At 34.7% G+C, this 26,376-nt stretch carries 23 protein-coding genes and 3 tRNA genes; 8 read left to right on the forward strand and 18 right to left on the reverse strand.

The window, feature by feature from the left end:
• Positions 1-125 precede the first annotated feature (125 nt).
• From N5909_RS03825 to N5909_RS03900, 16 genes are all read right to left on the reverse strand, one after another.
• The gene (locus tag N5909_RS03825; RefSeq protein WP_033682556.1) at positions 126-605 is read right to left on the reverse strand and encodes a transcriptional regulator; all 480 of its coding nucleotides are present in this window, start codon (positions 603-605) and stop codon (positions 126-128) included.
• A 120-nt stretch (positions 606-725) separates the two neighbouring features.
• Entirely contained in the window at positions 726-2,684 is a 1,959-nt protein-coding gene (gene ftsH / locus N5909_RS03830; RefSeq protein ID WP_033682555.1) for an ATP-dependent zinc metalloprotease FtsH, read from the reverse strand.
• Positions 2,685-2,699: 15 nt separating this feature from the next.
• Positions 2,700-3,242, reverse strand: coding sequence for a hypoxanthine phosphoribosyltransferase (gene hpt / locus N5909_RS03835; protein ID WP_000892171.1), 543 nt, complete (start codon positions 3,240-3,242; stop codon positions 2,700-2,702).
• A 4-nt stretch (positions 3,243-3,246) separates the two neighbouring features.
• Positions 3,247-4,524 (reverse strand): tRNA lysidine(34) synthetase TilS, encoded by a 1,278-nt coding sequence (gene tilS / locus N5909_RS03840; protein ID WP_261015398.1) that lies wholly within the window; start codon positions 4,522-4,524, stop codon positions 3,247-3,249.
• Entirely contained in the window at positions 4,521-5,789 is a 1,269-nt protein-coding gene (locus N5909_RS03845) for a serine hydrolase (protein ID WP_261047324.1), read from the reverse strand. Before N5909_RS03845 ends, tilS begins: the two co-directional genes overlap by 4 nt.
• Positions 5,782-5,904: an SP_0009 family protein gene (locus tag N5909_RS03850; protein ID WP_049501883.1), complete on the reverse strand. Its 123-nt coding sequence runs from the start codon at positions 5,902-5,904 to the stop codon at positions 5,782-5,784. Before N5909_RS03850 ends, N5909_RS03845 begins: the two co-directional genes overlap by 8 nt.
• A 4-nt stretch (positions 5,905-5,908) precedes the next feature.
• Entirely contained in the window at positions 5,909-6,277 is a 369-nt protein-coding gene (locus N5909_RS03855; protein ID WP_000041905.1) for a septum formation initiator family protein, read from the reverse strand.
• Positions 6,270-6,536 (reverse strand): RNA-binding S4 domain-containing protein, encoded by a 267-nt coding sequence (locus tag N5909_RS03860; protein ID WP_001234978.1) that lies wholly within the window; start codon positions 6,534-6,536, stop codon positions 6,270-6,272. The genes N5909_RS03855 and N5909_RS03860 overlap by 8 nt, the downstream gene beginning before the upstream one ends.
• Positions 6,537-6,593: 57 nt before the next feature.
• The gene (gene mfd / locus N5909_RS03865) at positions 6,594-10,097 is read right to left on the reverse strand and encodes a transcription-repair coupling factor (protein ID WP_265470992.1); all 3,504 of its coding nucleotides are present in this window, start codon (positions 10,095-10,097) and stop codon (positions 6,594-6,596) included.
• On the reverse strand, positions 10,098-10,667 hold the full coding sequence (gene pth / locus N5909_RS03870) for an aminoacyl-tRNA hydrolase (RefSeq protein WP_265465465.1): 570 nt from the start codon (positions 10,665-10,667) through the stop codon (positions 10,098-10,100). It lies immediately after the preceding gene.
• Positions 10,668-10,739: 72 nt separating this feature from the next.
• Positions 10,740-11,855 (reverse strand): redox-regulated ATPase YchF, encoded by a 1,116-nt coding sequence (gene ychF, locus N5909_RS03875; protein WP_001218718.1) that lies wholly within the window; start codon positions 11,853-11,855, stop codon positions 10,740-10,742.
• 84 nt (positions 11,856-11,939) lie between these two features.
• Positions 11,940-12,134: a DUF951 domain-containing protein gene (locus N5909_RS03880; RefSeq protein ID WP_000285186.1), complete on the reverse strand. Its 195-nt coding sequence runs from the start codon at positions 12,132-12,134 to the stop codon at positions 11,940-11,942.
• A 64-nt stretch (positions 12,135-12,198) separates the two neighbouring features.
• Positions 12,199-13,335, reverse strand: a complete 1,137-nt coding sequence (gene dnaN / locus N5909_RS03885; RefSeq protein WP_033682545.1) for a DNA polymerase III subunit beta — start codon at positions 13,333-13,335, stop codon at positions 12,199-12,201.
• Positions 13,336-13,493: 158 nt separating this feature from the next.
• A complete protein-coding gene (gene dnaA / locus N5909_RS03890) occupies positions 13,494-14,855 on the reverse strand; it encodes a chromosomal replication initiator protein DnaA (RefSeq protein ID WP_033682544.1) in 1,362 nt (453 codons plus the stop codon).
• A gap of 212 nt (positions 14,856-15,067) precedes the next feature.
• Positions 15,068-15,826, reverse strand: coding sequence for a ParB/RepB/Spo0J family partition protein (locus N5909_RS03895; RefSeq protein WP_033682543.1), 759 nt, complete (start codon positions 15,824-15,826; stop codon positions 15,068-15,070).
• Between the two features lie 57 nt (positions 15,827-15,883).
• The gene (locus N5909_RS03900; protein ID WP_033682542.1) at positions 15,884-17,065 is read right to left on the reverse strand and encodes a S1C family serine protease; all 1,182 of its coding nucleotides are present in this window, start codon (positions 17,063-17,065) and stop codon (positions 15,884-15,886) included.
• Between the two features lie 183 nt (positions 17,066-17,248).
• Between N5909_RS03900 and rlmH the strand changes: the two genes are divergently transcribed.
• The 7 genes from rlmH to N5909_RS03935 all read left to right on the forward strand — a co-directional run bounded on the left by rlmH (position 17,249) and on the right by N5909_RS03935 (position 20,426).
• A complete protein-coding gene (gene rlmH, locus N5909_RS03905; protein ID WP_033682541.1) occupies positions 17,249-17,728 on the forward strand; it encodes a 23S rRNA (pseudouridine(1915)-N(3))-methyltransferase RlmH in 480 nt (159 codons plus the stop codon).
• Positions 17,729-17,771: 43 nt separating this feature from the next.
• A tRNA-Arg gene (locus N5909_RS03910) sits at positions 17,772-17,845 on the forward strand.
• Positions 17,846-18,014: 169 nt separating this feature from the next.
• Positions 18,015-18,137 (forward strand): competence-stimulating peptide ComC, encoded by a 123-nt coding sequence (gene comC / locus N5909_RS03915; protein ID WP_033682539.1) that lies wholly within the window; start codon positions 18,015-18,017, stop codon positions 18,135-18,137.
• Positions 18,138-18,149: 12 nt separating this feature from the next.
• The gene (comD, locus tag N5909_RS03920; protein ID WP_271630841.1) at positions 18,150-19,475 is read left to right on the forward strand and encodes a competence system sensor histidine kinase ComD; all 1,326 of its coding nucleotides are present in this window, start codon (positions 18,150-18,152) and stop codon (positions 19,473-19,475) included.
• Positions 19,472-20,224 (forward strand): competence system response regulator transcription factor ComE, encoded by a 753-nt coding sequence (gene comE / locus N5909_RS03925; RefSeq protein WP_000866073.1) that lies wholly within the window; start codon positions 19,472-19,474, stop codon positions 20,222-20,224. The genes comD and comE overlap by 4 nt, the downstream gene beginning before the upstream one ends.
• A gap of 51 nt (positions 20,225-20,275) precedes the next feature.
• Positions 20,276-20,347: transfer RNA gene (locus N5909_RS03930), tRNA-Glu, on the forward strand.
• 5 nt (positions 20,348-20,352) lie between these two features.
• Positions 20,353-20,426: transfer RNA gene (locus tag N5909_RS03935), tRNA-Asn, on the forward strand.
• Between the two features lie 40 nt (positions 20,427-20,466).
• Here N5909_RS03935 and N5909_RS03940 read toward each other — a convergent pair.
• Positions 20,467-21,009, reverse strand: a complete 543-nt coding sequence (locus tag N5909_RS03940; protein WP_271630842.1) for a TetR/AcrR family transcriptional regulator — start codon at positions 21,007-21,009, stop codon at positions 20,467-20,469.
• Between the two features lie 127 nt (positions 21,010-21,136).
• Between N5909_RS03940 and N5909_RS03945 the strand changes: the two genes are divergently transcribed.
• Positions 21,137-23,779: a YhgE/Pip domain-containing protein gene (locus N5909_RS03945; RefSeq protein WP_271630843.1), complete on the forward strand. Its 2,643-nt coding sequence runs from the start codon at positions 21,137-21,139 to the stop codon at positions 23,777-23,779.
• A gap of 30 nt (positions 23,780-23,809) precedes the next feature.
• Here N5909_RS03945 and N5909_RS03950 read toward each other — a convergent pair whose 3' ends face one another.
• Positions 23,810-26,353: a YfhO family protein gene (locus N5909_RS03950; RefSeq protein WP_033682532.1), complete on the reverse strand. Its 2,544-nt coding sequence runs from the start codon at positions 26,351-26,353 to the stop codon at positions 23,810-23,812.
• Positions 26,354-26,376 lie beyond the last annotated feature (23 nt).

Genomic DNA, 26,376 nt, shown 5'->3' on the forward strand with positions numbered 1-26,376 from the left:
AAAAGGCGGTGTCTTAACCCCTTGACCAACGGACCAGAGTTGTTTTCAACTCTTACTATTATACCCACTTTTTAAACTTTGTCAACTACTTTTTTTATCTTTTTTCTATTTTTTTGCATGACTTCCTAATGTGTACGGATGTCAAACTCTTTAAACACAATACGTAAGTCTCTTAATACTCTTTGACGACCTCGGAAACGTTCATTTCTTAAGATGCGTTCTAACTCTTGTTGTTTCTCTTTACTTTGTTTGTTTCTATAATCTCTTAGGGTTTCATGAAAGAGATAATAATCATCTAGCCACAAACCGCCCTCGCTGATACGATGACTTATCTCACCTACTTCTTCATAGGGTTCTTTATCATATCTTCGTTTTTGACTTTCCTGCTTACGGATATAATCTAGGATTCGATTCCGAAACTTGGTTTTGAAGTATTTACGTAAACGAGGAATATCTTCTACTATTCCTTCTTCTTTACTAAGCAATTCATGCAAGCAAATCATTCCCTCTTGATCCCAATCCGATAGCTCCCATAAATGGAGATGATATTCATTTCTACACTTATACACAATGCCTCGGACTTCTTCATACAATTCTTCAATCATATTGTTCCCCTTTCTAGATACAGTCTAACAAATTCAAAAACAGTTTTGTCCTATTTTCCCGTTCTGTTCTCTACGCCTCCTCAACTGCGCAAAAAAAGAGAGGACATGCCTCTCTCAGGGTTATTTTTCGTCATTCATTTTTGACTTTACTTCATCATAAGATAATGCATGTGATTCCTCTTCTACTGTTTCAGGCATCTTTCCTGTTTCGTAAAGAGATTTAATTTGTGTACTATCCAATGTTTCATATTTCAATAATGCTTCTGCAATCAACTTGTGAGTTTCACGATTTGATTGGATGATTTCAGCAGCTTTATTTCGTGCTTCATTCAATAATGAACGAACCTCTTCATCAATTTCATAAGCTGTTTGCTCTGAAATTGATTTTTGAGGACTCTGTGTACCAAACATAGCATGGTTTCCTTCATATTGTACTGGGCCAAGTTTTTCACTCATACCGTACTCTGTAACCATTGCACGCGCCATTTGTGTCGCTTGTTCAAAGTCGTTCGAAGCTCCTGTAGTTTGGACATTAAAGATAATTTCTTCAGCTACACGTCCACCCATTAAGCCAGCCAATTGCTCTTTCATATCTTCTTTAGATAGAAGGATTTGGTCTTCCTTAGGAAGTGCAATCATATAACCGCCTGCACGGCCGCGTGGTACGATAGTAACTTTATGAACAACACGGGCATTCGACAAGACTAAACCAACAATGGTATGTCCAGCCTCATGGTAGGCAACCAATTCACGTTCTTTTTGTGAAACTGTCTTATCTTTCTTAGAAGGACCAGCAATAACTCTATCTTCTGCTTCATCAATATCTGAGGCATCAATTATTGATTTATTGCGACGAGCAGCGACTAAAGCCGCTTCATTCAATACATTCTCTAAATCAGCACCAACAAAACCTGGAGTTTGTTGAGCCACTAATTTCAAATCAACATCTTCTGCTAAAGGCTTGTTCTTAGCATGAACTTTCAAGATTGCTTCGCGACCTTTAACATCAGGACGGCCAACCAAGACTTTTCTATCAAAACGTCCTGGACGAAGAAGGGCAGGGTCAAGTACATCTGAACGGTTTGTAGCAGCAATGACAATAATCCCTTCATTTCCCTCAAAACCATCCATCTCAATCAAGAGTTGGTTCAAGGTTTGTTCGCGTTCGTCATTACCTCCGCCAAGACCAACTCCACGTTGACGTCCAACAGCATCAATTTCATCAATAAAGATGATAGCTGGTGCTGCTTTTTTGGCATCTTCAAAAAGAGAACGAACACGACTAGCTCCAACTCCGACAAACATTTCTACAAAGTCAGAACCTGAGATACTAAAGAATGGAACACCTGCTTCTCCGGCGACTGCCTTAGCAAGCAAAGTCTTACCTGTTCCCGGAGGTCCCTCCAAAAGAACACCTGCTGGAATACGGGCTCCAAGTTTTGTAAATCGTTTTGGATCTTTTAAAAATTCAACAACTTCAACTAGTTCTTGTTTTTCTTCCTCAGCTCCAGCAACATCTGAAAATCTTACTTTAATATCTTCTTTATTTGCAGCTTTAGCTTTACTACGTCCAAAACTCATCGGGTTACGGCTATTATTTCCTCCCATATTTCCCATCATAGAGAATAGGAAGAAGAAAAGAATACCGAATGGCACAATGGATACAAGAATATTAATCCACATACCACTCGAACTTTCATGCTTAATAGTTACTTCCGCTTTATGGTCAGAAGCAAGCTTTTGCAATTCTGATACTGTAGTATCTGAAGGAAGAATAATACTTGAAAATTTCTCTACTGTTGTAGCAGAAGGAGAAAAGAACTGGATACCTGTTTCTTCTTTACTTGTTTTAGGATTTTTATAGACACCTGAAACTTCGATAACACTGCCATTTGGTTGGTAAGTCAATTCTTTTACATTGTCATCGGTAATTTCTTTTACCAATTCTGTATAATTAATTTGCTCACTTTTCCCTGCAACACTACCTGTACTAAAATACTGATAAGCTGTAACTAGGAAAAAAATAAGTAATAACCATAGAAAAGGATTTTTAATTAAACCATTATTTTGTTTTTTCATTAAAAATTGTTCTTTCTAATTTGAATACACTTCTTCTTTCAATACTCCAACATAAGGAAGATTACGATAATTTTCTTTGTAGTCTAAACCATAACCTACTACAAACTCATTTGGGATAGTAAAGCAGGTATAGTCTGCCTCAATTTCTACAACACGTCCCTCTGGTTTATCCAATAAGGTTGCAATCTTAACAGAAGCTGCATCTCTTGCAATAAACATATCTCGCAAATTCTTCAAAGTTTGACCTGTATCAATGATATCTTCTACAAATAAAACATGTCTTCCTTTGATATCTTGAGTCACATCTTGCTTGATATTGATGACACCGCTACTTGCTGTTCCACCATGATAGCTAGAAACCATCATGAAGTCCATTTCAATATGTGTGTCGATATGTTTGACCAATTCAGCCATAAAAGGAATAGATCCTTTTAAAATCCCAACTAAAATTGGATTTTTTCCTGCATAGTCTTTAGTGAGTTGAGCACCTAATTTTTTAGCAGCTTCTGTAATTTCATCGTGTGAAACGAGGATTTTTTTAATATCGTTTTCTAACATTTTTTTACCTATCTATTTTTTCTATATAAAGTACAGTGTTCATTATATCATTTTTCGTGTTTTTACTCAAATTACTGGTCGCAATTCCCAAAATTGAGACAATTTCACCAAATTGCTCAATAATCAGAGCTGATTTTCGCTTTTCCATAGGGATTTTCAAATCAATAAATAGACGTCTGAGTTTTTTTCTATGACCATTTTGAATCAAAAAATCTCCTGTTTTTCGATGACGAATGTGTATGGATGTTTCCCGTGAAACAGGTACCTGTTGAATTAATTCACCTTCTAAAGGAAGTCCAAAGGAAAATAAATAACCTTGGTAGGATACCTGATTTTGATAGTGTAACACAAGTTCATCTTCCTTTTCATCAGACTGAGGACTGATTTTACAAATCCGAAACTGTTGATACTCTTTTACTAATTCATAACCATTTTTAAGCGGATGACGATACTGGCTTTTAGTTTTTAAAATTTTTCTAACTTCTTCAAACTGAGCTTTTGTAAGATTCAAATCTGGAAAACGATTCAGATAAGTTTGAAGTAAAACTCTTTGTGTCGACTCAGAGTAAGACAATAGCTGATCTAAATTTTCTACATCAATATTCTTTGATAATTCAGCTATAGCTAAGTCATAATCTAAAATTTCATTGCCGATGCTTAAGATTGCATCTCTAAATCTAGGATTTTCTTTTTCTAATTCTGGTAAATAAGAGTTTCGAATACGATTGCGAAAATAATGATTTTCCTGATTTGATGTATCTTCAAAGTGAAAAATTGGTGGAAAGTCTTTTTTCTGAAAATGCAAGAAGGGACGAATGATTTCTATCTCTCCGACTACTTGCTTCTCCTTAATTCCTGATAGATAGCGCAAACGAGTTCCTCGAATCAAGCGCATCAAAATCGTTTCCACCTGATCATCAGCATGGTGGGCAGTGACTAAAGCTGTCGCACCTGTCTTTTTCATGACCTCTTGAAAAAAATCATAACGAAAATGTCGAGCACGGGCTTCTGAAAATTCTCCTGAAAAATTGCTGATATAAATAGGAAGCTCTGCTTCAGCAGCTAACTTCCTTAATTCCTGTTCTTCCCAATCTGATTCTACTCTCTGCTTATGATTCACATGAGCTAGAATCAATTCAATTTCTAACTCTTTTTTATACGTAGATAACACCTTAAATAGAAACATAGAATCTAATCCACCAGAAAGAGCTAGCACCACCTTAGCATGCTTTTTGAAATATCCCTTCTTGAGAAAATGATTTAAAAAATCTTGTTTCCTCATTTTAGAACCTCATAAACATCCTTGGCTATCTTAGAAATCGTATCATAATCAGAATTTTTAGTGAAAATAGAAAGAATAAATGGAGAATCTGCATAGACAACACCTGTATCATGCTTAAATTCATCCGCATCTCCAATTTTATGAGCTACTTTAACAGAAACACCTTTGGCAATTCTCTCATTATCAAAATCTGTTTTAGTCAAAGACTCCAATACAAATCCATTTTGATTATAAATTGCCTCCATAACCTTCCCAGCCATCTTAGAAGAAATCAATTTTTCTTTTGAATCCCAATCATCTCCCATAATAGCAGACATCTTGGATTTGAATGTGGCATCAGATTGGTTTGAAATGTAATATCCCAATAGATTATGAGCTACATTATCAGATTCTTTTGATACTTTCGTAATTAAATCCTTTAGAGAATACTCTTTATTATCCTCTTTTTTAGGAAGACTACCACTTCCTTCTGGTTTATAGGAACCTGGAAAATCATTGACTGCAGATATGTATTTTACAGTCGTATCTAACTGATAAAGACCTTCATTTATTTTTTCTTGCGTATAATAAAGATAAGGGAGTTTCAAAACACTAGCCGCATACATCTTTTCATCTTGATTGATACCAGCTTCTTTTCCAGTAGTCAGTTGCTTAACATAAATAGAAAATGAATCCTTCTGATATTTTTCCGATAACATTTCTTGGACTTTACTCATCCGATTATCTTCTTCAGAAGTTGATTCTTTAGCTACCCATCCAGCCTGATCAATATGTAGAAATTCTCTTCCTTCTACAAACATGGTCTTATCAATTGATACTTGCGAATAAGCTGATAAGGATGATTTCACTTCTTTTAAGTCATAAGGACTATTGTACAGTTTAAAATCAGATTCTAACCATACTTTTTTTATTGTTGGAGTTACCTCTGATTGATCATATAAAAATCGTTTGTCCGCAGCTATAAATTGATGATTTGATAGCTTAAATACCGGAATTCCTTGTTTATTTAAGTGCCACTCGGTTATTTGAAAACTTGTTTGGGGAGTCAATTTTCCAGATTCCACCACTAAATCTTCATTCGCATAAACAGGAACCTCTCCATAAACCATGGGAGAACTTAATTTTTCTCTAAAATAAATACCAAAGTCAGATTGTGAAAGGTAATAAATTTCTTTTGAAGTATAGACTACTTCTTTTTCTGTGCTAACGACTTTTGAAATGATCAAAAAACTCGGTAACAACAAAATAATTAAGAATTTACGCATTCTTCCTTTCCTTTTCTTCTTGTAAACGCAATAATTGATTTTTATCAACCAACTCTTCCAGCTTTTCATCCGATAGACTCAAAAATTGCTCTATTACATCTAATAAATTTTCCATTTTATCACCTTGGGAGCAAGTCAGGAATCGTATAAACAGCTTCCCGATTCTTAGAATAATAATATTTTGCACGCATGTATTTAGCAGCGTAATCTTCATCTTTCAACTTTGTAGCAAAAGCTGTCTCTTTCTCCTTTTCCTCACTCAAGGTTTGATACTGAGTTTGCAAATCTGATAACTGTTGACGTCTTTGGAGTAATTGGTGATAGCTTTGAGCAAGATTATAAGTTGGTAAAATGAACAATAAAATCATCAAAATCAGAACCCAACCCATGAAACGATTACGTTTTTGTCGTTCTTTCATCAGATAGCGACGACGTTGGTGTTCATTTTGAATAAAAGAATTATTCAATTGTACGATATTTTTAGACATTTTCTTCTACCCGTGTTTCACTGATAATTTCATACATGCCTGCTGCATCTTCTTTTTTTGTACTATCTTTCATCTCCAGTACTTTTACAAGTAGCAACTTATTTCCAAAACGAATTTCAACTTGGTCATTAACTTTCAAATCCGTTGAACTTTTTGCCAAGATTCCATTTACCTTGATTCTGCCTTTATCTGCTACTTCTTTTGCGACTGTACGACGCTTGATAATTCTTGATACTTTTAAATATTTGTCTAATCTCATTTTTATTACCTCAAATTATTATTGTATCATTTTTATCTACTTTATAGAAGAAAAATGTTAAAGGGAATTGCCTTCTTTCGACACTTTTATCTCTAATAAACTTTCTCCAAAAATGAGTAGACCTTCTAAAATTTCATAGTCCTTCTTGTTTCGAACATCAAATACAACTTCCATTAATCCCTTATTCTCAGCTATGGCTGCTTTTAAATTCGTTGCGGATAAAGCTTTAAAATAATCTTGAGCCAAAAACAGTCGTTGAGTGACTTTTTCAAATTGAACTGTAATCTTATTCTCTTTTCTTTCTACACGTTGAACAAAGACCTTGTCCAAATATGACTTGACTAAACCAATCTCTAAAAGATAAGCAACCACATCTGGGTATTCTCCAAAACGGTCCATCAGCTCTTCTTGTAACTCCTCATAATTGACACGGTTGTCAATTTGACGAATTTTCTTGTAAATTTCAATCTTATGTCGTTGATCAGAAATATAGGTATCAGGAAGATAGGCATCAATTTGTAAAATCAACTCAGAATTCCCTTTGGTTCTTGTGTTCACATTACCATGTCGTTTAGCAATAGCTTCCTCCAATAACTGCGAATACAATTCAAAACCAACAGAATCAATGAAACCAGACTGGGATTTTCCTAAAAGATTTCCTGCTCCGCGAATCGAAAGATCTCGCATTGCAATCTTAAATCCAGAGCCCAATTCTGTAAATCCTTTGATCGCTTCTAATCTCTTCTCGGAGACTTCACTGATTGATTTTTCTGGACGATACATGAGATAGGCATAAGCAATACGATTACTACGACCGACTCTTCCTCTTAACTGATACAAGGTTGACAAGCCCATATGGTCCGCATTTTCAATAAATAAAGTATTAGCATTTGGAATGTCCACCCCTGTCTCAATAATGGTAGTAGTCACTAAAATATCATACTGACCTTCAATGAAATCCAGTAGAGTATTTTCTAACTGAATCTCACTCATTTGCCCATGAACATAACCAATCGAAGCATCTGGAATCAACTCCTGTAATTCGGAAACCTTCTGGTCAATCGTGTCAACTTTATTGTAAAGATAGTAAACTTGACCTCCACGCTCCATTTCACGCAAGACAGCATCACGAATCACACTATCATTCTTTTCTAAAACATAGGTTTGCACTGGATAACGATTAGTCGGCGGAGTTTCAATAACAGACAAATCTCTGATTCCCAGCATAGACATGTGAAGGGTACGAGGAATTGGCGTTGCTGTCAAGGTCAGGACATCTACTTGTTTTTTCAGTTCTTTCAAGGTTTCCTTATGCTTGACACCAAATCGCTGTTCCTCATCAATAATCATCAAACCCAAATCAGCAAACACAACATCTTTTGACAAAACACGATGTGTTCCAATTAAAATATCAACTTGACCCTTTTTCAATTTTTCAAGTGTTTCAGTCTGCTCTTTTTTACTTCTAAAGCGACTCAACACATCAATATTAACTGCAAAATTTTGGAATCGTTCCTTAAAATTCGTATAGTGCTGTTGCGCTAAAACCGTCGTCGGAACTAGAACGACAACCTGTTTGTGATCATTGACTGCCTTAAAGGCTGCACGCATAGCAACTTCAGTCTTTCCAAAACCAACATCCCCAACTAAAAGTCGATCCATTGGTTGAGAAGCCTGCATATCTCTCTTGATTTCCTCAACACTACGAAGTTGATCATCCGTTTCAACATAAGGGAAGGCATCATCAAAAGCATGTTGATCCTCATCATCAGCTGAGAAAGCAAAACCCTTCAACTGACTACGCTCAGAATAAAGTTTGATTAAATCGTCAGCTATATCCTCTACCTGGTTCTTTACTTTTTGCTTGGCCTTTTTGAAATGACCGTCATTTAATTTATTGAGTTTTGGCGCTTTACCATCACTTGAAACATATTTAGACAGTAGATGAATCTGTTCTACTGGGATAGAGATTTGATCCCCATTTTGATACTGCACACTGACATAATCGCGGTGTATCCCTTTGATTTCAATGGTTTCAATTCCTAAATATTGACCAATCCCATGGATATGATGGACAACGTAGTCCCCTTTTTCAAGTTCATTGTAATCTTTTAATCTCTCTGCGTTTGAAACATGTTGTCTTCGAAAACGACGTTTCAATTTCTTTTGAAAAATCTCATGTTCAGTTATCAATAAAATCTTTTCATCTACAAAATGAAAACCATGTCTGAGATTACCCTCGATTAAGTTTACAGATTCTTTACAAATACTTGACTTATCTCTGGAATCCAATTTAATCTGATATTCCTCTAAAACATCCTCCAATGTTTTACTTCCCATTGAATTGCTAGACTGCAGAATAATAGTGTAATCCATTTTTTTGTATCTCTCAATTTCTTCTTTTAGAAAAGAAAATTGATTGAAAAATTCTTGCATAGGATATTGATTAAATTGATAAATTTGGTCAAACTTGAGATTGCCTAAACCCTTTTGCAGATTAGAGAAAAAGGTAACCGGACTCTGTTTTTTATAGATTTGCTCTGTATCTGCAAAATACTGCATCTCAGAAAATGCTTTACTGTTCTGTAACTCTTCTGTAAAGTATTGTGCTAACTCCCTTTCAAAGACTTCATACTGATTCATCAATTTCTGATAATCATCAAAGAATACTGGGGTATCTTTTTCAATATAGTCAAAAACAGTCCATATCTTGTCATAACACAAAGATAAAAACTTCCTAGAATCTAAATGCATTTGTTTTTGATGAAAACTTGAAAGAATTTCTTCTAAGTATGATTTTAAAATAGGTGATAACGTTTTTGAAATTTGTTTTTCTAAAGCAGACTGTCCTCGTTGATAATCCTTTTCTCTCAAAAGCATATCACTAGCTGGAAAGATAGTAAGTTCTGTCTGATTTTCTTTCGATAATTGTGTTTCGACCTCAAATGACCTGATACCATCAATTTCATCACCAAAAAACTCAATTCGGCAAGGTTCTAACTGGGATATTTCAAAAATATCTAAAATATCTCCTCGAAGACTAAACTCTCCCTGAGTTTGTACTTGTGTAACTTTTCGATAGCCAATTTCCTTCAACTGATGGATAATCGCGTGTTGATCATATTCTTCACCAACTGAGATTTTTACAATACTATCTTTGAATACATTTGGATACGGTAAAATCAATCGACTTGCTGCGATATTACAAACTAAAATTCCTCTCTTAGATGAATCAGTCAAAAAACGCAAGGCTTCAACCCGTGAAATGATTTTTTCTTGTGAAGACATCAAAAACTCGACCATCGGGGAGTCATCTACCAAAAATGGATAGACAAGTTCCTCACCCAAGATAGAGATAAGATCACTAACAAGTCCTTCTGCTTCTCCATAAGTTGACGTCAATAACACAATCTTATCTTCTTTTTCTAGACTGCTTGCAATTGCAAGAGCCTTAGTAGACGTTGATAAACCAAGTATTAGTTGTCTTTTCTTATCTGTCAGATTTTGATGCCATTTTTTAACCTGATCATTTTCTGAGAATAAATCTAATAAGGTCACCATTTATCCGTTATACCTCTGCATCGTTTTTTCAAAGTTTTTCTCTTGTAAATAGTAGTTTACAGAATCGTCAACTTTGTCAATAGACTGTAAAATACCAATATAATCATCCTTGTCAAAGGTACTCAAAACATGGTTAACAACTGACATGCCATTTTTAGGTCTTCCGATTCCAATCTTAACACGGTTAAAGACCTGAGTTCCAATATGTTGAATAATAGACTTGATACCATTATGACCACCTGCGGATCCCTTTGCTCTTAAACGAATCTTTCCAACTTCCATGTCAAGATCATCGTAAATGATGAGTAAATCTTCAATATCTAAACCATAATAAGTCAATAAAGCATGAACCGCTTTTCCACTTTCATTCATAAATGTCGTTGGTTTGACAAGATAAATTTTTTCTCCATTTAGGAAAAAGGATGCTAGATCAGATTGAAATATCTTATCATGTGTAAAAGTGACATTCTGTTTCTTCGCTAGTTGGTCAATCAACATAAATCCAACATTGTGTTTTGTTTCAAAATATTTATCCCCTGGATTTCCTAATCCTACAAGTAATTTGGTCATTTATTTTTCCTTTCAAAAGCCAAAAGGGTTGGAATTTTTTTCCAACCTAATTGACACTATTCATTAATTTTTTTAGACATTAAAGCGGAATTCCATGATATCACCGTCTTGGACGATATATTCTTTTCCTTCCTCACGCAAGCGTCCAGCTTCTTTTACGGCCTTTTCAGATCCGTATTTCACTAGATCCTCATATGACATGGTTACTGCACGAATAAATCCTTTTTCAAAGTCTGAGTGGATAATACCAGCTGCTTGAGGAGCCTTCATACCACGTTTGAAGGTCCAAGCGCGAACCTCTTTTTCACCAGCTGTGAAGTAAGTTCCCAATCCAAGTAAGTGGTAAGCTGCACGAGTCAACTTGTCAACGCCTGATTCTGTCAAACCAATGGCTTCAAGAAACTCTTTTTTATCTTCATCGTCCAATTCAGAAATTTCTTCTTCAGCACGCGCTGAAATGACTACTACCTCTGCATTTTCTGTCGCTGCGAATTCACGAATTTGTTTGACATAGTCGATAGAATCTGGATCTGAAACTACATCCTCATCGACATTAGCAACATAAAGAACTGGTTTAGTTGTCAACAGGAAGAGACCTTTGACAACTTTTTGTTCTTCATCTGTAAATTCGATGGTGCGAGCTGATTTTCCATCTTCTAGGACTGGTTTAATCTTTTGAAGAACATTGAATTCTTCCACAGATTCTTTATCTTTTTGCGTGCGTGCCATCTTTTCTACACGCGCATAACGTTTATTGACTGATTCTAAGTCAGCAAGAATCAATTCCAGGTTAATGGTGTCAATATCTGCAAGTGGATCCACAAAGGCATCTTCACGTCCTTGCTCGCGCATAACATTTTCATCATCAAAAGCACGAACTACGTGAACAATCGCGTCTACTTCACGGATATTAGCCAAGAATTTATTCCCTAGCCCTTCTCCTTTTGAAGCTCCTTTTACAATTCCTGCGATATCTGTAAATTCAAATGTTGTTGGAACTGTCTTTTTAGGAGTGATCATTTCCGTTAGTTTTTGTAGGCGTTCATCTGGAACCTCAACCATTCCAACGTTTGGATCAATTGTCGCAAATGGATAGTTTGCTGCCTCTGCTCCTGCTTTTGTAATTGCATTAAATAGTGTTGATTTACCAACGTTTGGCAAACCAACGATACCTGCTGTTAAAGCCATATTTTCTCATTCTCCGTTTTCATTTCAATCCCTAATATTATAACACAAAAAGGGAAAACTTGCTAACTCTCTAACTAAGGGTTCTCAGTCAATAATTTTATTCATTTTTCGATCAAAATCATAGCGCCCCATCATGACAACATGGTCACAATTGCTACATTTGATTTTGATATCTGCTCCTACACGTGTAATTTCCCAACGATTAGCTTTTTTTCCTGTTGACTTGATTGTGCAAGCATGTGGTTTTTTCATTTCAACAAAATTTCCAACTTGATACATACTACTCTCCTTTTCTTTTTTGATTATATCATAAAAGAGGCGAGCTAGGCTCAACCTCTTTCACTTAATTTGTACGAACTGGGGTGATAAGTTGCATGAAGTCCTCTTCAGTATCAGCTGGCACAAGAGTAAATGGACGAACAGCTGAGATAAAGCTAATGGTCACCTTTTCGCTATTTAAAGCCTTAAGGGAATCAATCAAATAAGTTGGATTGAAACTAATGGTCAAATCTTCACCAGTAACTTGATCAGTATCGATTTCTTCGTTTACTTTACCAACTTCTGGGGAGTGAACATGGGCGCTAACAACCCCCTCTTTAATTTCAAGTTTCACAGTACCATTTTGAGTAGCACTTGATAAAAGACGAGCACGTTCCATTGACTGGCGTAAGTTTATAACATCAAAAGTAATAGTAGTATTAAAGTCTGTCGGAATCAAGCGATCTGTATCAGGATAGTTTCCTTCTAGGAGACGAGTATAGAAGCTAATATTTTCGCTTCTAAAGAGAATTTGGTTATTGGCAAAGAAAATCTCTACAGTTTCAATATCATCTGTAAATACCGCTGAAAATTCGCGTAGAGAACGGCTAGGAATGACAACATCAAAATCATCACTATTTTTCTCAAGCGTTAATTTTTTCTGACTTAGACGATGCGAGTCTGTTGCAACTGTTTTTAGCTCCTTGTGTTGGCTCAATACAAAATGAACACCTGTTAAAATCGGACGACTCTCTTGTGTACTTGCAGCAAAGGCTGTTTCATTGATAATTTTCTTGAGTAATTTTGTTTCAAGAACCAAAGGAGTGCTTGCTGAAATTTCTTGGATTCGTGGGTACTGTTCGCTATCTTTTCCTTTTAGGGTAATTTCTGATTTGCCACTGGTTAAAACAATTTGATTTTGTTCAATTTCTTTAAAATCAAGAGTCACATCAGGTAAACTAGATACCACATTGATAAAGAAAGAAGCTTCAAGAAGGATCGAACCTAAAGAAGTAATTAACAAACCAGCATCTTCATTTTTTTGAGAAATAAAATTTTCAATTGAAATTTGACCATTTGAACCAATTAAAGTAACACCTTCATTAGTCACATCAATTTTTACGGTTGATAAAATAGGAATGGCATTTTTAGAGCTTATAGCTCTCTTAGTAGTATTTAATGCTTGTAGAAATAAATTTTTATTGATTGAAAAATGAATCATGGATTCTCCTTTATTTATTTTTAGTATTAGAAGGATAATAGTAATAATAGAGTCTGTGAAATCTGTGGAAAACAGACTTTAAACAAGTCATATCAAGTTTTTTGGCTTGTTTAAAAAATGTGGATAAAAAAGATAAAAAAGCAAAAGTTATCCACAAGTTATTTGATTTTCTTTTTGATTGATTCAATTTCTAAACGTAAATTATCGTCTTCATCAATCAAAGATTTAATTTTGGCATGGGCATGAATGACTGTTGTATGGTCTTTTCCACCAAATTCCTTCCCAATTTTTGGAAGACTATTATCTGTTAGTTCTCTAGATAAATACATGGCTACTTGACGGGCTAACACAATATTTTGAAGGCGTCTGCTTCCCTTCATTTCTTTGACACTGACACCATAAAAGTTACCAACTTCATTTTGGATTTTATCAATTGGGATGACGAGCATTTGGTTAACATCTTGTTTACGTGCTCGAATAGCCTCTGCAGCGATATCGATTGTGATATCTTTAATCTTCTTCACTCGGGCAATTAAAGTGATGTCGTTGATTGCTCCTTCAAGTTCTCGGACGTTTGAATCAAATTGACCAGCTAGGTATTCTAGGGTATCACTTTGGAAATGGTAGTCTAAATGCTCTGTTTTGCTTTGTAAAATGGCAATACGTGTTTCAAAGTCAGGTGGTGTGATGTTTTGCGTCAAGCCCCAGCTAAAGCGCGTGACAAGCCTTTCTTCAAGGCCTTCTAGGTGTTTAGGACTACGATCACTAGTCAGAACAATTTGTTTTTGATTGCTATGGAGAACATTGAAAGTATTGAAAAATTCTTCCTGAGTTGCAACTTTTTTTCCACTCAGTGATTGGATATCATCAATTAACAAGAGATCAAGGCTACGGTAAGTTTTTTTGAACTTTTCCATTTCACCAAGTCTCAGGTGTTCAAGAAAGTCGTTGATAAAGCTTTCAGCAGGAATGTACTTCACACGCGCATCAGGAATATTTTTCAAAATCTCATTCCCAATTGCATTGAGTAAGTGAGTCTTCCCAAGCCCAGGTCCTCCATAGATAAAAAGAGGATTATAGGTCAAGGCCAAATCTTCAGAGACAGCCAGGGCGGCTGATACAGCCCAAACATTTCCATCCCCTTGGATAAAATTATCAAAGGTATACTTTTCTTTTAATCCAGTATCCGAATAAGGAATAGATGCTAACTTTGGACTATAGTCATAAAGAGTTGAATTTGGAGCTTCTTCAACTTGTGAGACAGTAGTATCTTGAGGTTTGATGAAAATATAGTGGGGAGTTATTTCAGCATCATAAATTTCAAATCCAGCAACTACAATAATATCTTTTAGTTGTTTTTCCCAAACCATTTCCATTTCAGATCGTGGTAAAAATATAGTGGCAACATTTTCCTCTACCTTGATGAGTTCAGCTTGAATAGCATAGAAATCATACATGGATCGAGTCAGTCTTTCTTGAGCAAATTCTAATATACGATTCCAAAATTGTTTTTCTTTCAATCCTTTCTCCTCCTTTACTATTTAAAAGTTTAATGCTAGACTTATTTTACCATAGATAGTAAGAATTTTCCACAAGCTGTGAAAAATAATCCACAATGTTATTAAATTTTATCCACAGGTTGGGGATAAAATCAGAAACTATTGATTTATTAAGTTTTTTATTGAAAAAATCAGTGGATAACCTTGTGAGATAAGAAAATAAAAGAACAGCCTTATTTCAGGCTGTTGATAATTCTACTGTATTCTTCTTGATTTGAAAAAGAAATAATGATTTTTCCATTGTCTTTTTTAGACAATTTGATTTCTACATCTAATCCGAGTAGTTTTTTTAACTGTTCTTCTTCATTTTGTATGAAATAATCATTTTTTTTCTGTTTCTTTTGTTTTTTCTCTGTTAGAAGAGCTTCTAACTCCCTTACAGAAATGTCTTCCTCGATGATTCGTTGAAAGAAATAGTCTTGTTGTTCCTTATTCAAGCCAACTAGCGAACGCGCATGTGCTTGTGATAGTTTGCCGTTTTCTACCTCTGAGAGGATCTGTTCTGGCAAGGAAAGCAAACGAATGGAGTTGCTGATATATGGACGAGATTTGCCCATTTTATCTGCAATTTCAGCATGGGTAAATCCTTTCTCTACGAGAGATTCATAGGCGCGTGCTTCTTCTACTGGGTTTAAATTTTCTCTCTGTAAATTTTCAATGATGGACTGAATCATCATCTCTTGATCTGAAAGCTGCTTAACAATAGCTGGGATAGACCTTAAACCAGCTAAAAGTGAAGCCCGATAGCGTCTCTCTCCTGCAAGGATTTCATAACCAATAACAGGAGATTTACGAACAATAATCGGTTGAATGACCCCATTTTCTTTGATAGACTGTGCTAGTTCATGTAGTTTTTCCCTATCAAATTCTTTTCGAGGCTGATAGGGATTTTTTTGTATATCTGTGATAGAAATCATTTCAAATTTTTCCATGATTCTACACTAACACATCTTTTCTCTTATGTAAAGTTTTCTTTACATAGATGTCAATTAAGATTCTAAATCACCTGAACTCTTGTCAAGTTTAATAGATGTAGTTTCTTCTTTACCGTTACGATAGTAAGTTATCTTAATGGCGTCCCCAATGGAATGATTGTAAAGAGCACTTTGTAAGTCTATTGATGAAGCAATCTCTTTGTCATCTACTTTTGTAATAACATCATATTTTTCAAGGTGACCATTGGCAGGCATATTACTTTGTACAGAACGAACAACTACACCAGATGTTACATTGCTTGGAATATTCAGTCTTCTAATATCACTTGTATTAATATTTGAGAGATTGACCATTTGAATTCCCAAAGCTGGACGAGTCACTTTTCCGTTCTTTTCTAACTGTTCAATAATATTGATAGCATCATTTGCAGGGATTGCAAAACCAAGGCCTTCTACAGATGTTCCTCCATTTGTGGCAATTTTACTTGAGGTAATTCCGATAACTTGTCCTTGAATATTGATTAGTGGGCCACCAGAGTTACCTGGGTTAATAGCAGTATCAGTTTGGATGGCTTTTGTAGAAATGGCTTGTCCATCTTCAGATTTTAAAGATACATTTCGATTAAGACTAGATACGATACCTTGAGTGACAGTATTAGCATATTCAGAACCTAACGGGCTACCAATAGCAATAGCAGTTTCTCCTACGGTTAACTTGCTAGAATCACCAAATTCAGCTACTGTTGTCACCTTTTCTGAAGAGATTTTGACGACAGCAATATCAGAGAAAGTGTCAGCTCCGACGATTTCTCCAGGCACTTTAGTCCCATCTGACAAACGAATATCTACTTTGCTAGCGCCATTTATAACGTGATTGTTGGTGACAATGTAAGCTTCTTTGTCATTCTTTTTATAAATAACCCCAGAGCCTTCACTAGAGATTTGCTGAGAATCTGTGTTAGTATCATCATTACCAAATACGCTATTTTGTCTGTTTGCTGAATAAGTAATAACAGAAACAACAGCATCTTTTACTTTGTTAACAGCCTGTGTTGTTGAATTTTCGTTCTTATAGGCAGTCTGTGTAATGGTGCTATTGTTGTTCGAGCTACTTACACCACTTTTTTGAGTTAGTTGAGTTATTGAAAAACTACCCAAGGCTCCACTAAAAAAGCTAATGACGATAACGACTAATAATTGAAACCATTTTTTGTAAAATGTTTTTAGATGTTTCATATTTGCCTCCATTTGTTTGAAATTACTGAAAGTATAAACTGACTAGCTTAATTATAACTTAAACACAAAAGTTTTTCACAGATTGTGGATAACTTTCAAAAATCTGTGGTTTTCTCGGCTAAAATTAACCTTTTATTTTGTGAATAAGGTGTGAAAAAATAGAGAATATGTTAGAATAGAGTCATGAAAATTAAAGTTGTAACAGTTGGGAAACTGAAAGAAAAGTATTTAAAAGATGGTATTGCAGAGTATTCAAAACGAATTTCTCGATTTGCTAAGCTTGAAATGATAGAGCTAGCAGATGAAAAAACACCAGATAAGGCCAGTGAATCAGAAAATCAAAAGATTTTAGAAATAGAAGGTCAGAGAATTTTATCAAAAGTTGGTGACCGTGATTTTGTTATTGTGTTAGCCATTGAAGGGAAAACTTTCTCCTCAGAAGAATTTAGTAAGCAGTTAGAAGAAGCTTCTATAAAAGGATTTTCTACTCTTACTTTTATTATTGGGGGAAGTTTAGGATTGTCATCATCGGTAAAAAATAGAGCCAATCTCTCTGTTAGTTTTGGCCGTTTAACCTTGCCCCATCAGTTAATGAGACTAGTCCTTGTTGAACAAATCTATCGGGCTTTTACAATACAGCAGGGATCACCCTATCATAAATAGAAAATTGACTTTTAATTGAATTTTTGGTAGAATTATTGTGTTAGGTCTCATAGCTCAGCTGGATAGAGCATTCGCCTTCTAAGCGAACGGTCGCAGGTTCGAATCCTGCTGGGATCAATATCAATATAGTAGCAAAGCTGGGAATTTTCCCGGCTTTTTTCTTAAAAAAGTACACTTGGGGAGAAAAAAATGACAGTTGAGAGAATTTTATCTAAAACGAAATTCCATTTTGTATAATAGTTTTTGTAAGTTAGCTTACAAGAAAAAACATTGAGGAGATTTTATTATGAAAAACACAGTTAAATTGGAACAGTTTGTAGCCTTGAAAGAAAAAGACTTGCAAAAGATTCAAGGTGGGGAGATGAGGAGATCAAATAATAATTTCTTTAATTTCTTAAGAAGAATATAAAGGAGTAGGAGAATGAATTTTTTCTTAGTAGTAGATTTTATAGTATATTTTTTTATTATTAGTCACAGTTACCGTTTAATTTGTAAAGGTCAAATAAATAGAAAAGAATTATTCTTTTTTGGTGCTTATACATTACTAGTAGAAGTAGTAATTGGCCTTCCCTTTTATCTTCTATATTTAGATGGGTTAGGGATTGAAATATTTTTATTTCCTTTGGGCTTATATTCCTATTTTCGATGGATTAAACAGTACGAGAGGGATAGCGGATTATTCCTAAGTTTACTACTATCTCTTTTATATGAGAGCACTCATAACTTTCTGTCCGTAACTTTCTCCTCTATAACAGGAGATAATTTTGTTTTACAATATCATGACCCATTCTTTTTCGTTGTAACGGTGTTGACCTATTTTGTTGTCTTAAAAATCATTCATTATTTCCACTTAGAACTAAACTATTTTGACAAAGATTACCTCTATCCTTTCTTGAAAAAAGTATTTTTTGCTTTACTACTGCTCCATATTGTATCTTTCGTTTCAGATATGGTAAGTACGATTAAACATTTGAATAGTTTTGGAAGTATTTTATCATCTATTGTTTTCATCTCGTTACTTTTGACCTTCTTTGCAATGAATTCTTATAAAGAACAAATGGAAAAAGAGATTGCTTTGAAGCAGAAGAAATTTGAACAGAAACATTTACAAAACTATACAGATGAAATTGTCGGTCTGTATAATGAAATCCGTGGTTTTCGACATGACTATGCTGGGATGCTTGTCAGCATGCAGATGGCAATTGACAGTGGTGATTTACAGGAAATTGACAGAGTTTACAATGAAGTTTTGGTCAAAGCAAATCATAAACTACGTTCAGATAAGTATACTTACTTTGATTTGAACAACATAGAAGACTCAGCTTTACGAAGTTTGGTTGCTCAGTCAATTGTCTATGCTCGAAATAACGGTGTGGAGTTTACACTGGAAGTAAAAGATATAATTACTAGATTACCAATAGACCTGTTGGATTTAGTTCGTATCATGAGTGTTTTATTGAATAATGCTGTCGAAGGATCGGCTGATAGTTATAAAAAGCAAATGGAAGTAGCAGTTATTAAGATGGAAACCGAAACAGTTATTGTGATTCAGAATTCATGTAAAATGACGATGACTCCTTCAGGAGATCTATTTGCCTTAGGATTCTCCACTAAGGGAAGAAATCGCGGAGTAGGCTTAAATAATGTGAAAGAACTACTAGATAAATACAACAATATTATTTTAGAAACAGAGATGGAAGGCAGTACATTTAGACAAATTATTAGGTTTAAGAGGGAATTTGAATGAAAGTTTTAATTTTAGAAGATGTTATTGAACATCAAGTGAGACTAGAGAGAATATTGGATGAAATTTCGAAAGAATCGAATATTCCAATATCATACAAGACAACGGGAAAAGTTCGTGAGTTTAAGGAATATATCGAAAATGATGAAGTAAACCAGCTTTATTTTCTAGATATTGATATTCATGGAATTGAGAAAAAAGGGTTTGAAGTTGCTCAGTTTATTCGTCATCACAATCCTTACGCTATTATCGTCTTTATCACCAGTCGATCAGAGTTTGCGACTCTAACCTATAAATACCAGGTATCAGCCTTAGATTTTGTTGATAAGGATATCAATGATGAGTTGTTTAAGAAGAGAATTGAGCAAAATATCTTCTACACGAAGAGTATGTTACTTGAAAATGAAGATGTTGTAGATTATTTTGACTACAATTACAAGGGAAATGATTTAAAAATTCCTTACCATGATATTTTGTATATTGAAACGACAGGTGTCTCTCATAAATTACGCATTATTGGTAAGAATTTTGCCAAAGAGTTTTACGGTACCATGACAGATATTCAGGAAAAGGACAAACATACTCAGCGATTTTATTCTCCTCATAAGTCATTTTTGGTAAATATAGGCAATATCAGAGAAATTGATCGAAAAAACTTAGAAATTGTTTTCTATGAAGACCATCGTTGTCCTATTTCAAGATTAAAAATTAGAAAATTAAAAGATATTCTAGAGAAAAAATCTCAAAAGTGATTGACAATTAGTAAGAAATTGATATAATGGTTATATCTGCTACAGATAGAAGGTCCGTTGGTCAAGGGGTTAAGACACCGCCTTTTCACGGCGGTAACACGGGTTCGAATCCCGTACGGACTATTTTATCCGCCATAGCTCAGTTGGTAGTAGCGCATGACTGTTAATCATGATGTCGTAGGTTCGAGTCCTACTGGCGGAGTATAGATAAAAGGGAACACAGTGTTGTTCCCTTTTTTGCATCAATTCGTATCACCAAGCATCTTCATGAGGAAGTCTGTTATTTCTTGAGGACTTTCTTTTTTTCCATGTGCAATCCAAGTTTGGCAAACACCAAAAAGTGCGTGAGTTAGATAGATGCTACTGTATTCTAATTCAGTGGTATTGAGATTCAGTTGTATAAATCGTTTTTGTAAATCTGTACTGAGCATGATATGAAGTTTATTTCTTAAGAAATTTTGGATTTCTTTAGTCCCATTTTCAGAAAGAAGGGCAGCTAGAAGTGGTTCTGACTCTAGATATTCAAATACTTCTAAAATAGCATCTCTTTTGTGATGAGCATGTTTTTGAAAAATATATTCAAATGTATGAAATAGTTTACTTTGATAGTGCTCAATCATATCATACTTATCCTTATAGTGAGTATAGAAGCTGGAACGACTAATTTCGGCTTTTTTTGCTAACTTGACAGTAGAAATTTGATCAAATGGTTGTTCCATTAGTAATTGGACCATAGCATTTTCAATAGTTCTCTTTGTTTTTAAGCGTTTATTACTTTCTTTCATATTTCCTCCTTATAAACAAATTAGACTATATGTCTAAAAATGGATTTTTTATCTTGTAATTTAGATTTTTTAATGTATAATCTATTATATCAAAATTTTAGACAATATGTTTAAAAAAGGAGAAACTATGTTTAAAGAATGGAAAGCAATTTTTAAAAAACCAACCTTTATTATTGTCATGATAGGGATTTCTCTTATTCCAACTCTGTACAATGTCATATTTTTGTCCTCAATGTGGGATCCATATGGGCAATTGTCTGATTTACCTGTGGCAGTTGTCAATAATGATAAAGAGGCTTCCTATAATGGTAATAGCATGTCTATAGGAAAAGACATGGTGTCCAATTTAAAAGAAAATAAAACATTGGATTTTCATTTTGTAGATGACGAGGAAGGTAAGAAGGGCTTAGAAGATGGCGATTACTATATGGTAGTGACTTTACCAAGTGATTTATCTGAAAAAGCAGCTTCTATTTTAACGAACCATCCAGAGCAAATGAAAATCGATTATCAGACTTCAAGTGGCCATAGTTTTATTGCTAGCAAGATGAGTGATTCTGCAATGACACAATTAAAGCAGAATGTTTCTACCAATGTAACCGAGACTTATACTAAAGCTTTATTCAACAAAATGATCGATTTAAAGGATGGGATGAGTCAAGCAGCGTCTGGTAGTGAAAAACTAACTGATGGAGCGAATCAGTTAGTGGCAGGAAGTCAAACATTAACTACTAACCTACACTCTTTAGCAGATTCAAGTTTAACATTTTCAAATGGAACGGAGCAGTTTACTAAAGGATTATCCTCTTATGTCTCTGGTGTTGAACAACTTCATCTTGGCTTAGGGAATTTTAATAGTGGTTTAGTTACATATACTGGTGCAGTGAGTCAATTAGATAGTGGGTTAGGTCAATTATCTTCTAAAAGCCCTGAATTAGTGAGGGGAATTAATCAATTATATACTGGTGTAGAATCTTATACTGGCGGTGTTTCTAAGCTCAATGCTGGTCTTAATCAATTTTCATCTGGTGTTAGTGCCTACACCAATGGAGTGGGAAGTCTTGCAACAGGTGCTAATCAGTTATCTAGTCAATCAGCTACACTTCGAATGGGGGTGGAGCAATTAAGTGAAGGGATTCAACAACTTTCTAGCAAGTTAGATGCTTCGTCTGAGCAAAAAGATCAAATTGCTCAATTATATTCTGGTCTGAATCAGTTAAATCAAGCTATTCAAAATATTGATGTTGGAGATACAAAACAATTAGATTCTGTTTTATCAAGTATAGTATCTCTTTCTAATCAAATGTTAGCAAGTGCTCAGTCTGATAAAGCGACTACATTAGCCAATATTCAATCGACAGCAGCTTATCAATCATTGACAAGTGAGCAACAAGCTGAAATAAGTGCTTCTGTATCTCAAAATTCGACTGATAGTATTCAATCGGCTCAGTCAATTGTAGCTTTAGCTCAAGGTATACAGGGAAGTTTAGAAAACTTACAAAATCAATCTTCAAATCTTTCGACATTAAAAAATCAAGCTAATCAAGTATTACCTATTGCTTCTACTTCTTTGACAGGATTGTCAAGTGGATTAGCAGAAATACAGGGAGCAGTGACGAGTAAATTAGTTCCTGCTAGTCAGTCGATTACATCGGGTGTAAATGCATATACTGCAGGTGTTGATAAAGTTTCTCAAGGCGCAAGTCAACTAAGTGAAAAGAATTACACCTTGACAGGTAGTTTGAACCAATTAGTTTCAGGCTCAACTACCTTGACACAAAAATCTTCTAACTTGACAGCAGGAATTGGTCAATTAGTTGAAAAAACTCCAGAATTAGTGTCTGGTATTGAAAAATTATCAACTGGCTCCAGTCAATTGAATCAAAAGAGTCAAGAATTGATAGCAGGAGTTGATAAATTGCAGTCAGGCTCTAGCCAACTCGCTGACAAATCCAGTCAGTTAATTTCAGGTGCTTCTCAATTAGAAAGTGGAGCTAATAAATTGGCAGATGGAGCTGGGAAACTAGCAGGAGGTGGAACAAAGTTAACTTCTGGATTGGAAGGTTTACAGACAGGAGTTGCTTCTTTAGGACAAGGACTAAGTAATGCTAGTGAACAACTCAAATCAGCATCTACGGAATCTCAAAATGCAGAGATTTTGTCAAATCCTCTCAGTCTTTCCAAAACAGACAATGATCAAGTTCCTGTAAATGGAATTGCAATGGCTCCTTATATGATATCAGTTGCTCTCTTTGTTGCAGCAATATCAACGAATATGATTTTTGCGAAGCTGCCTTCAGGACGTCATCCAGAGAGCCGTTGGGCTTGGTTGAAATCTCGGGCTGAAATAAATGGTATTATAGCTGTTTTAGCAGGGATTTTAGTATATGGAGGAGTCCATCTTATTGGTCTAACTGCAAATCATGAGATGAGAACACTTATTCTCATTATCCTAACAAGTTTAGTATTCATGTCTATGGTTACAGCTTTAACAACATGGAATAGCCGTATAGGAGCTTTCTTCTCTCTTATTTTGCTTCTATTACAGTTGGCATCAAGTGCAGGTACTTATCCACTTGCTTTGACAAATGATTTCTTTAGAGCTATTAATCCTTGGTTACCAATGAGTTATTCAGTTTCGGGATTACGACAAACAATCTCTATGACAGGAAATATTCATCACCAAGTTATTTTCCTTGCTGTGATATTAGTACTATTTATTGGTTTAGGTATGCTAGCCTATCAACCTAAGAAAATGGAAGGAGATTAAAAAAATCGACCGATTAACTGGTCGATTTTTTTATGCCTTAGATGACTTTCGTCTGTGATTATAGATTACAAATAGTAAGAGAGAAGTAAGGGAACAGATTGCTCCAGTAATAAACCCATTGGGAATAAAGGAAAGTGTAATAGTTCCTTTCCCCTTAGGAACGTCAACTTTCATAAAGCCAGTTTGAGCTTGTTTAATTTCTATTTTCTTACCATCTTGGTAGGCAGACCAACCTTTGTCATAAGGAATGGTGAAGAAAATAGACGTATCTTGTTGGACATCATATGTAGCAAAAACCTTGTTTTTAGAAGTCGATACCGTTACTGGTTGTTCTTTAATTTTTTGAATTGCCTCAGTTAAAGTTTGGGTATCTAAACGGTAGAAGGTAGGAGATTCAAATGATACTTGTGAATTTCCAGGAAAACTAACATGAATATTGAAAGTTTTTTTCTCTTTTGTATAGCCTAGATTAAAGAAGGAGAAGGCATTATCAGTTGTAAAAATCTTTTTTTCATCATTTACAAGGATGTCAACCTTTTTTGGTTTGTCATTAGAAAAGTGAAGGTTTGTGAACGAAAGATAAACCTGGCTGTTTTCTGGTATTTCAATTTGATACTGGATTGCTGCATCCTCATTTGAAGAACTTGTGACACTAATCAAATCATTAGTATTTTCTATTTTGTCATGAGGGATTGGAGAAAAATAATCAAAATTGACGTTAGCAAGTTGATTTAAAAATGAGGCCTGATTATCCAAGGTATGTTCATTGAACTTGACATCATTGTAAACAGATTGACTAGCAAAGGCAATCGGAAGAGAGTATTGATTTTCATATAGGGTAAGATTATCTTTTTGATAGATATCTTTAAAACCATACTTATCAATAGGACTGTCTGAGATATTGTACTGGATACCAAATAAACTATCAGCCAAAATACTATTATTTGCATAGCGGAGATTGAGATTAGTCCCAGAGGATTTAAACCCAAGTTTATCCAAAGTAGAGCTTGCTGAACGATTTCGAACAGATGAAAATTGAGAGATTCCATTGTAGTTGAATTTCATACTGTCATTTCCTGTCTGAGTTTGTAGTTTTTCAGTACGAGTAAATTGATTTCCAATATATGTTGAGAAAGATTCCATAGCTGGGATATCTCGATTATATGAACTTCGAGAAGCAAAACCCCATTCTTTAGCAATTCCGTCCATTTGAGATGAAGCATTTAAACTTATTTCAACCATTATAAATAAAGAGATTAGAATGGCAAATAGATTTACAGAGATAAACTTTTTGATAACTGCAAGGAGTAAAAGCGAATAGACAACCAAAAATTCAAGAGTAAGCAGAATATTCAAATCTGTTAAAAAAGAATAATGTGATTTTAGATAGATGGTAGCTAAAAATCCTGTTACTATAAGAAAAAGCGAAACTAAAAAATTCCAGATTTTAAGTTCTTTCAGACGATTTAAGACTTCCGCTGCTGTGTAAATTAACAAGGTAGAGAAAATCCAAGCATAGCGATGTAAAAACATGTTTGGATTATGCATGCCTTGCCAAAATAAATCAAGAGCTTCAATATAAAAGCTTGCAATTAGAAATGCAAAGAAAATTGCATAGATAAGTTTCACGTGAAACTTTATGGATTTTATTGTGAAAAATAAAATGGTCAAAATAAAGGGAAGTAGCCCAACAAAAATCATTGGGATAGCCCCATACTTTGTTGTATCAAAGGAACCGATGAATTGCTTAGCAAAAAGATCAAGATACCAGCTACTTTCAGTTTGAAACTTTGTAACTTCAGTTAATTTTTCTCCATGTGTCTGTAAATCAAATAGAGTAGGAAGAGTTAGAATCAAACTAGCTATACCAGCTAAAAAGGAGGTCACAACAAAATCAAGAAAAGATGATTTTCGAGTCTTAAAGTCCCACGAAATTTGATAGAGATACCAGAAAATAAGAAACAATGCTGTCATATAGCCAAAATAATAGTTTTGGATAAATAAGATTGACAGACTTGTAAAGTACAATAGGAATTTTTTTTCAGTGATAAGTAGCTGTAAACCAGTTATAATTAAAGGAATCAAGATAAAAATATCTAGCCAGGTTTTTATCTCTAATTGACTGACAGTGAAACTCATCAGAGAATAGGAAGTAGATAAAGCTAGTTTTAAAGGCTTAGGAATCGATTGAAATAATTTATTTAAACTAAAGTAAGTTGACAGTCCAATCAATCCAAATTTTAAGAGAGTTGTCAGATAGACAGCATCTGGCATATTCGACAGATTAAAAAAGTAAACTAGAGGTGAAAGGAAACTTCCTAAGTAATAACTAGATAGGGCATAGAAATTTAATCCGAGGCCACTTGTAAAGGTGTAAAACAGACTACCATTTCCATGTAGGATATTTCGTAAAGCTACATCAAAAATAACGTATTGATGAAAGCCATCTCCTAATAGTGGAGATGTATCGCTATTCCAGTAGATACCTTGAGATAGATATACTCCTATCATAATGATTACGGGAATGATGAAAGAAACAAAATAGGTCCAATATGTTTTAAAAAATAATTTCATGTTACCTCATAAAATGTTAGAAA

Origin of the sequence: Streptococcus gwangjuensis (genome assembly GCF_028156745.1) — a bacterium.
GTDB classification, from domain to species: Bacteria; Bacillota; Bacilli; order Lactobacillales; family Streptococcaceae; genus Streptococcus; species Streptococcus gwangjuense_A.

What these genes read in the sequence shown, in the direction of transcription:
- N5909_RS03825 (WP_033682556.1), bottom strand. Translation starts at nt 605, where the DNA reads ATGATTGAAGAATTGTATGAAGAAGTCCGAGGCATTGTGTATAAGTGT.
- ftsH (WP_033682555.1), bottom strand. Translation starts at nt 2,684, where the DNA reads ATGAAAAAACAAAATAATGGTTTAATTAAAAATCCTTTTCTATGGTTA.
- hpt (WP_000892171.1), bottom strand. Translation starts at nt 3,242, where the DNA reads ATGTTAGAAAACGATATTAAAAAAATCCTCGTTTCACACGATGAAATT.
- tilS (WP_261015398.1), bottom strand. Translation starts at nt 4,524, where the DNA reads ATGAGGAAACAAGATTTTTTAAATCATTTTCTCAAGAAGGGATATTTC.
- N5909_RS03845 (WP_261047324.1), bottom strand. Translation starts at nt 5,789, where the DNA reads ATGCGTAAATTCTTAATTATTTTGTTGTTACCGAGTTTTTTGATCATT.
- N5909_RS03850 (WP_049501883.1), bottom strand. Translation starts at nt 5,904, where the DNA reads ATGGAAAATTTATTAGATGTAATAGAGCAATTTTTGAGTCTATCGGAT.
- N5909_RS03855 (WP_000041905.1), bottom strand. Translation starts at nt 6,277, where the DNA reads ATGTCTAAAAATATCGTACAATTGAATAATTCTTTTATTCAAAATGAA.
- N5909_RS03860 (WP_001234978.1), bottom strand. Translation starts at nt 6,536, where the DNA reads ATGAGATTAGACAAATATTTAAAAGTATCAAGAATTATCAAGCGTCGT.
- mfd (WP_265470992.1), bottom strand. Translation starts at nt 10,097, where the DNA reads ATGGTGACCTTATTAGATTTATTCTCAGAAAATGATCAGGTTAAAAAA.
- pth (WP_265465465.1), bottom strand. Translation starts at nt 10,667, where the DNA reads ATGACCAAATTACTTGTAGGATTAGGAAATCCAGGGGATAAATATTTT.
- ychF (WP_001218718.1), bottom strand. Translation starts at nt 11,855, where the DNA reads ATGGCTTTAACAGCAGGTATCGTTGGTTTGCCAAACGTTGGTAAATCA.
- N5909_RS03880 (WP_000285186.1), bottom strand. Translation starts at nt 12,134, where the DNA reads ATGTATCAAGTTGGAAATTTTGTTGAAATGAAAAAACCACATGCTTGC.
- dnaN (WP_033682545.1), bottom strand. Translation starts at nt 13,335, where the DNA reads ATGATTCATTTTTCAATCAATAAAAATTTATTTCTACAAGCATTAAAT.
- N5909_RS03895 (WP_033682543.1), bottom strand. Translation starts at nt 15,826, where the DNA reads ATGGAAAAATTTGAAATGATTTCTATCACAGATATACAAAAAAATCCC.
- N5909_RS03900 (WP_033682542.1), bottom strand. Translation starts at nt 17,065, where the DNA reads ATGAAACATCTAAAAACATTTTACAAAAAATGGTTTCAATTATTAGTC.
- rlmH (WP_033682541.1), top strand. Translation starts at nt 17,249, where the DNA reads ATGAAAATTAAAGTTGTAACAGTTGGGAAACTGAAAGAAAAGTATTTA.
- comC (WP_033682539.1), top strand. Translation starts at nt 18,015, where the DNA reads ATGAAAAACACAGTTAAATTGGAACAGTTTGTAGCCTTGAAAGAAAAA.
- comD (WP_271630841.1), top strand. Translation starts at nt 18,150, where the DNA reads ATGAATTTTTTCTTAGTAGTAGATTTTATAGTATATTTTTTTATTATT.
- comE (WP_000866073.1), top strand. Translation starts at nt 19,472, where the DNA reads ATGAAAGTTTTAATTTTAGAAGATGTTATTGAACATCAAGTGAGACTA.
- N5909_RS03940 (WP_271630842.1), bottom strand. Translation starts at nt 21,009, where the DNA reads ATGAAAGAAAGTAATAAACGCTTAAAAACAAAGAGAACTATTGAAAAT.
- N5909_RS03945 (WP_271630843.1), top strand. Translation starts at nt 21,137, where the DNA reads ATGTTTAAAGAATGGAAAGCAATTTTTAAAAAACCAACCTTTATTATT.
- N5909_RS03950 (WP_033682532.1), bottom strand. Translation starts at nt 26,353, where the DNA reads ATGAAATTATTTTTTAAAACATATTGGACCTATTTTGTTTCTTTCATC.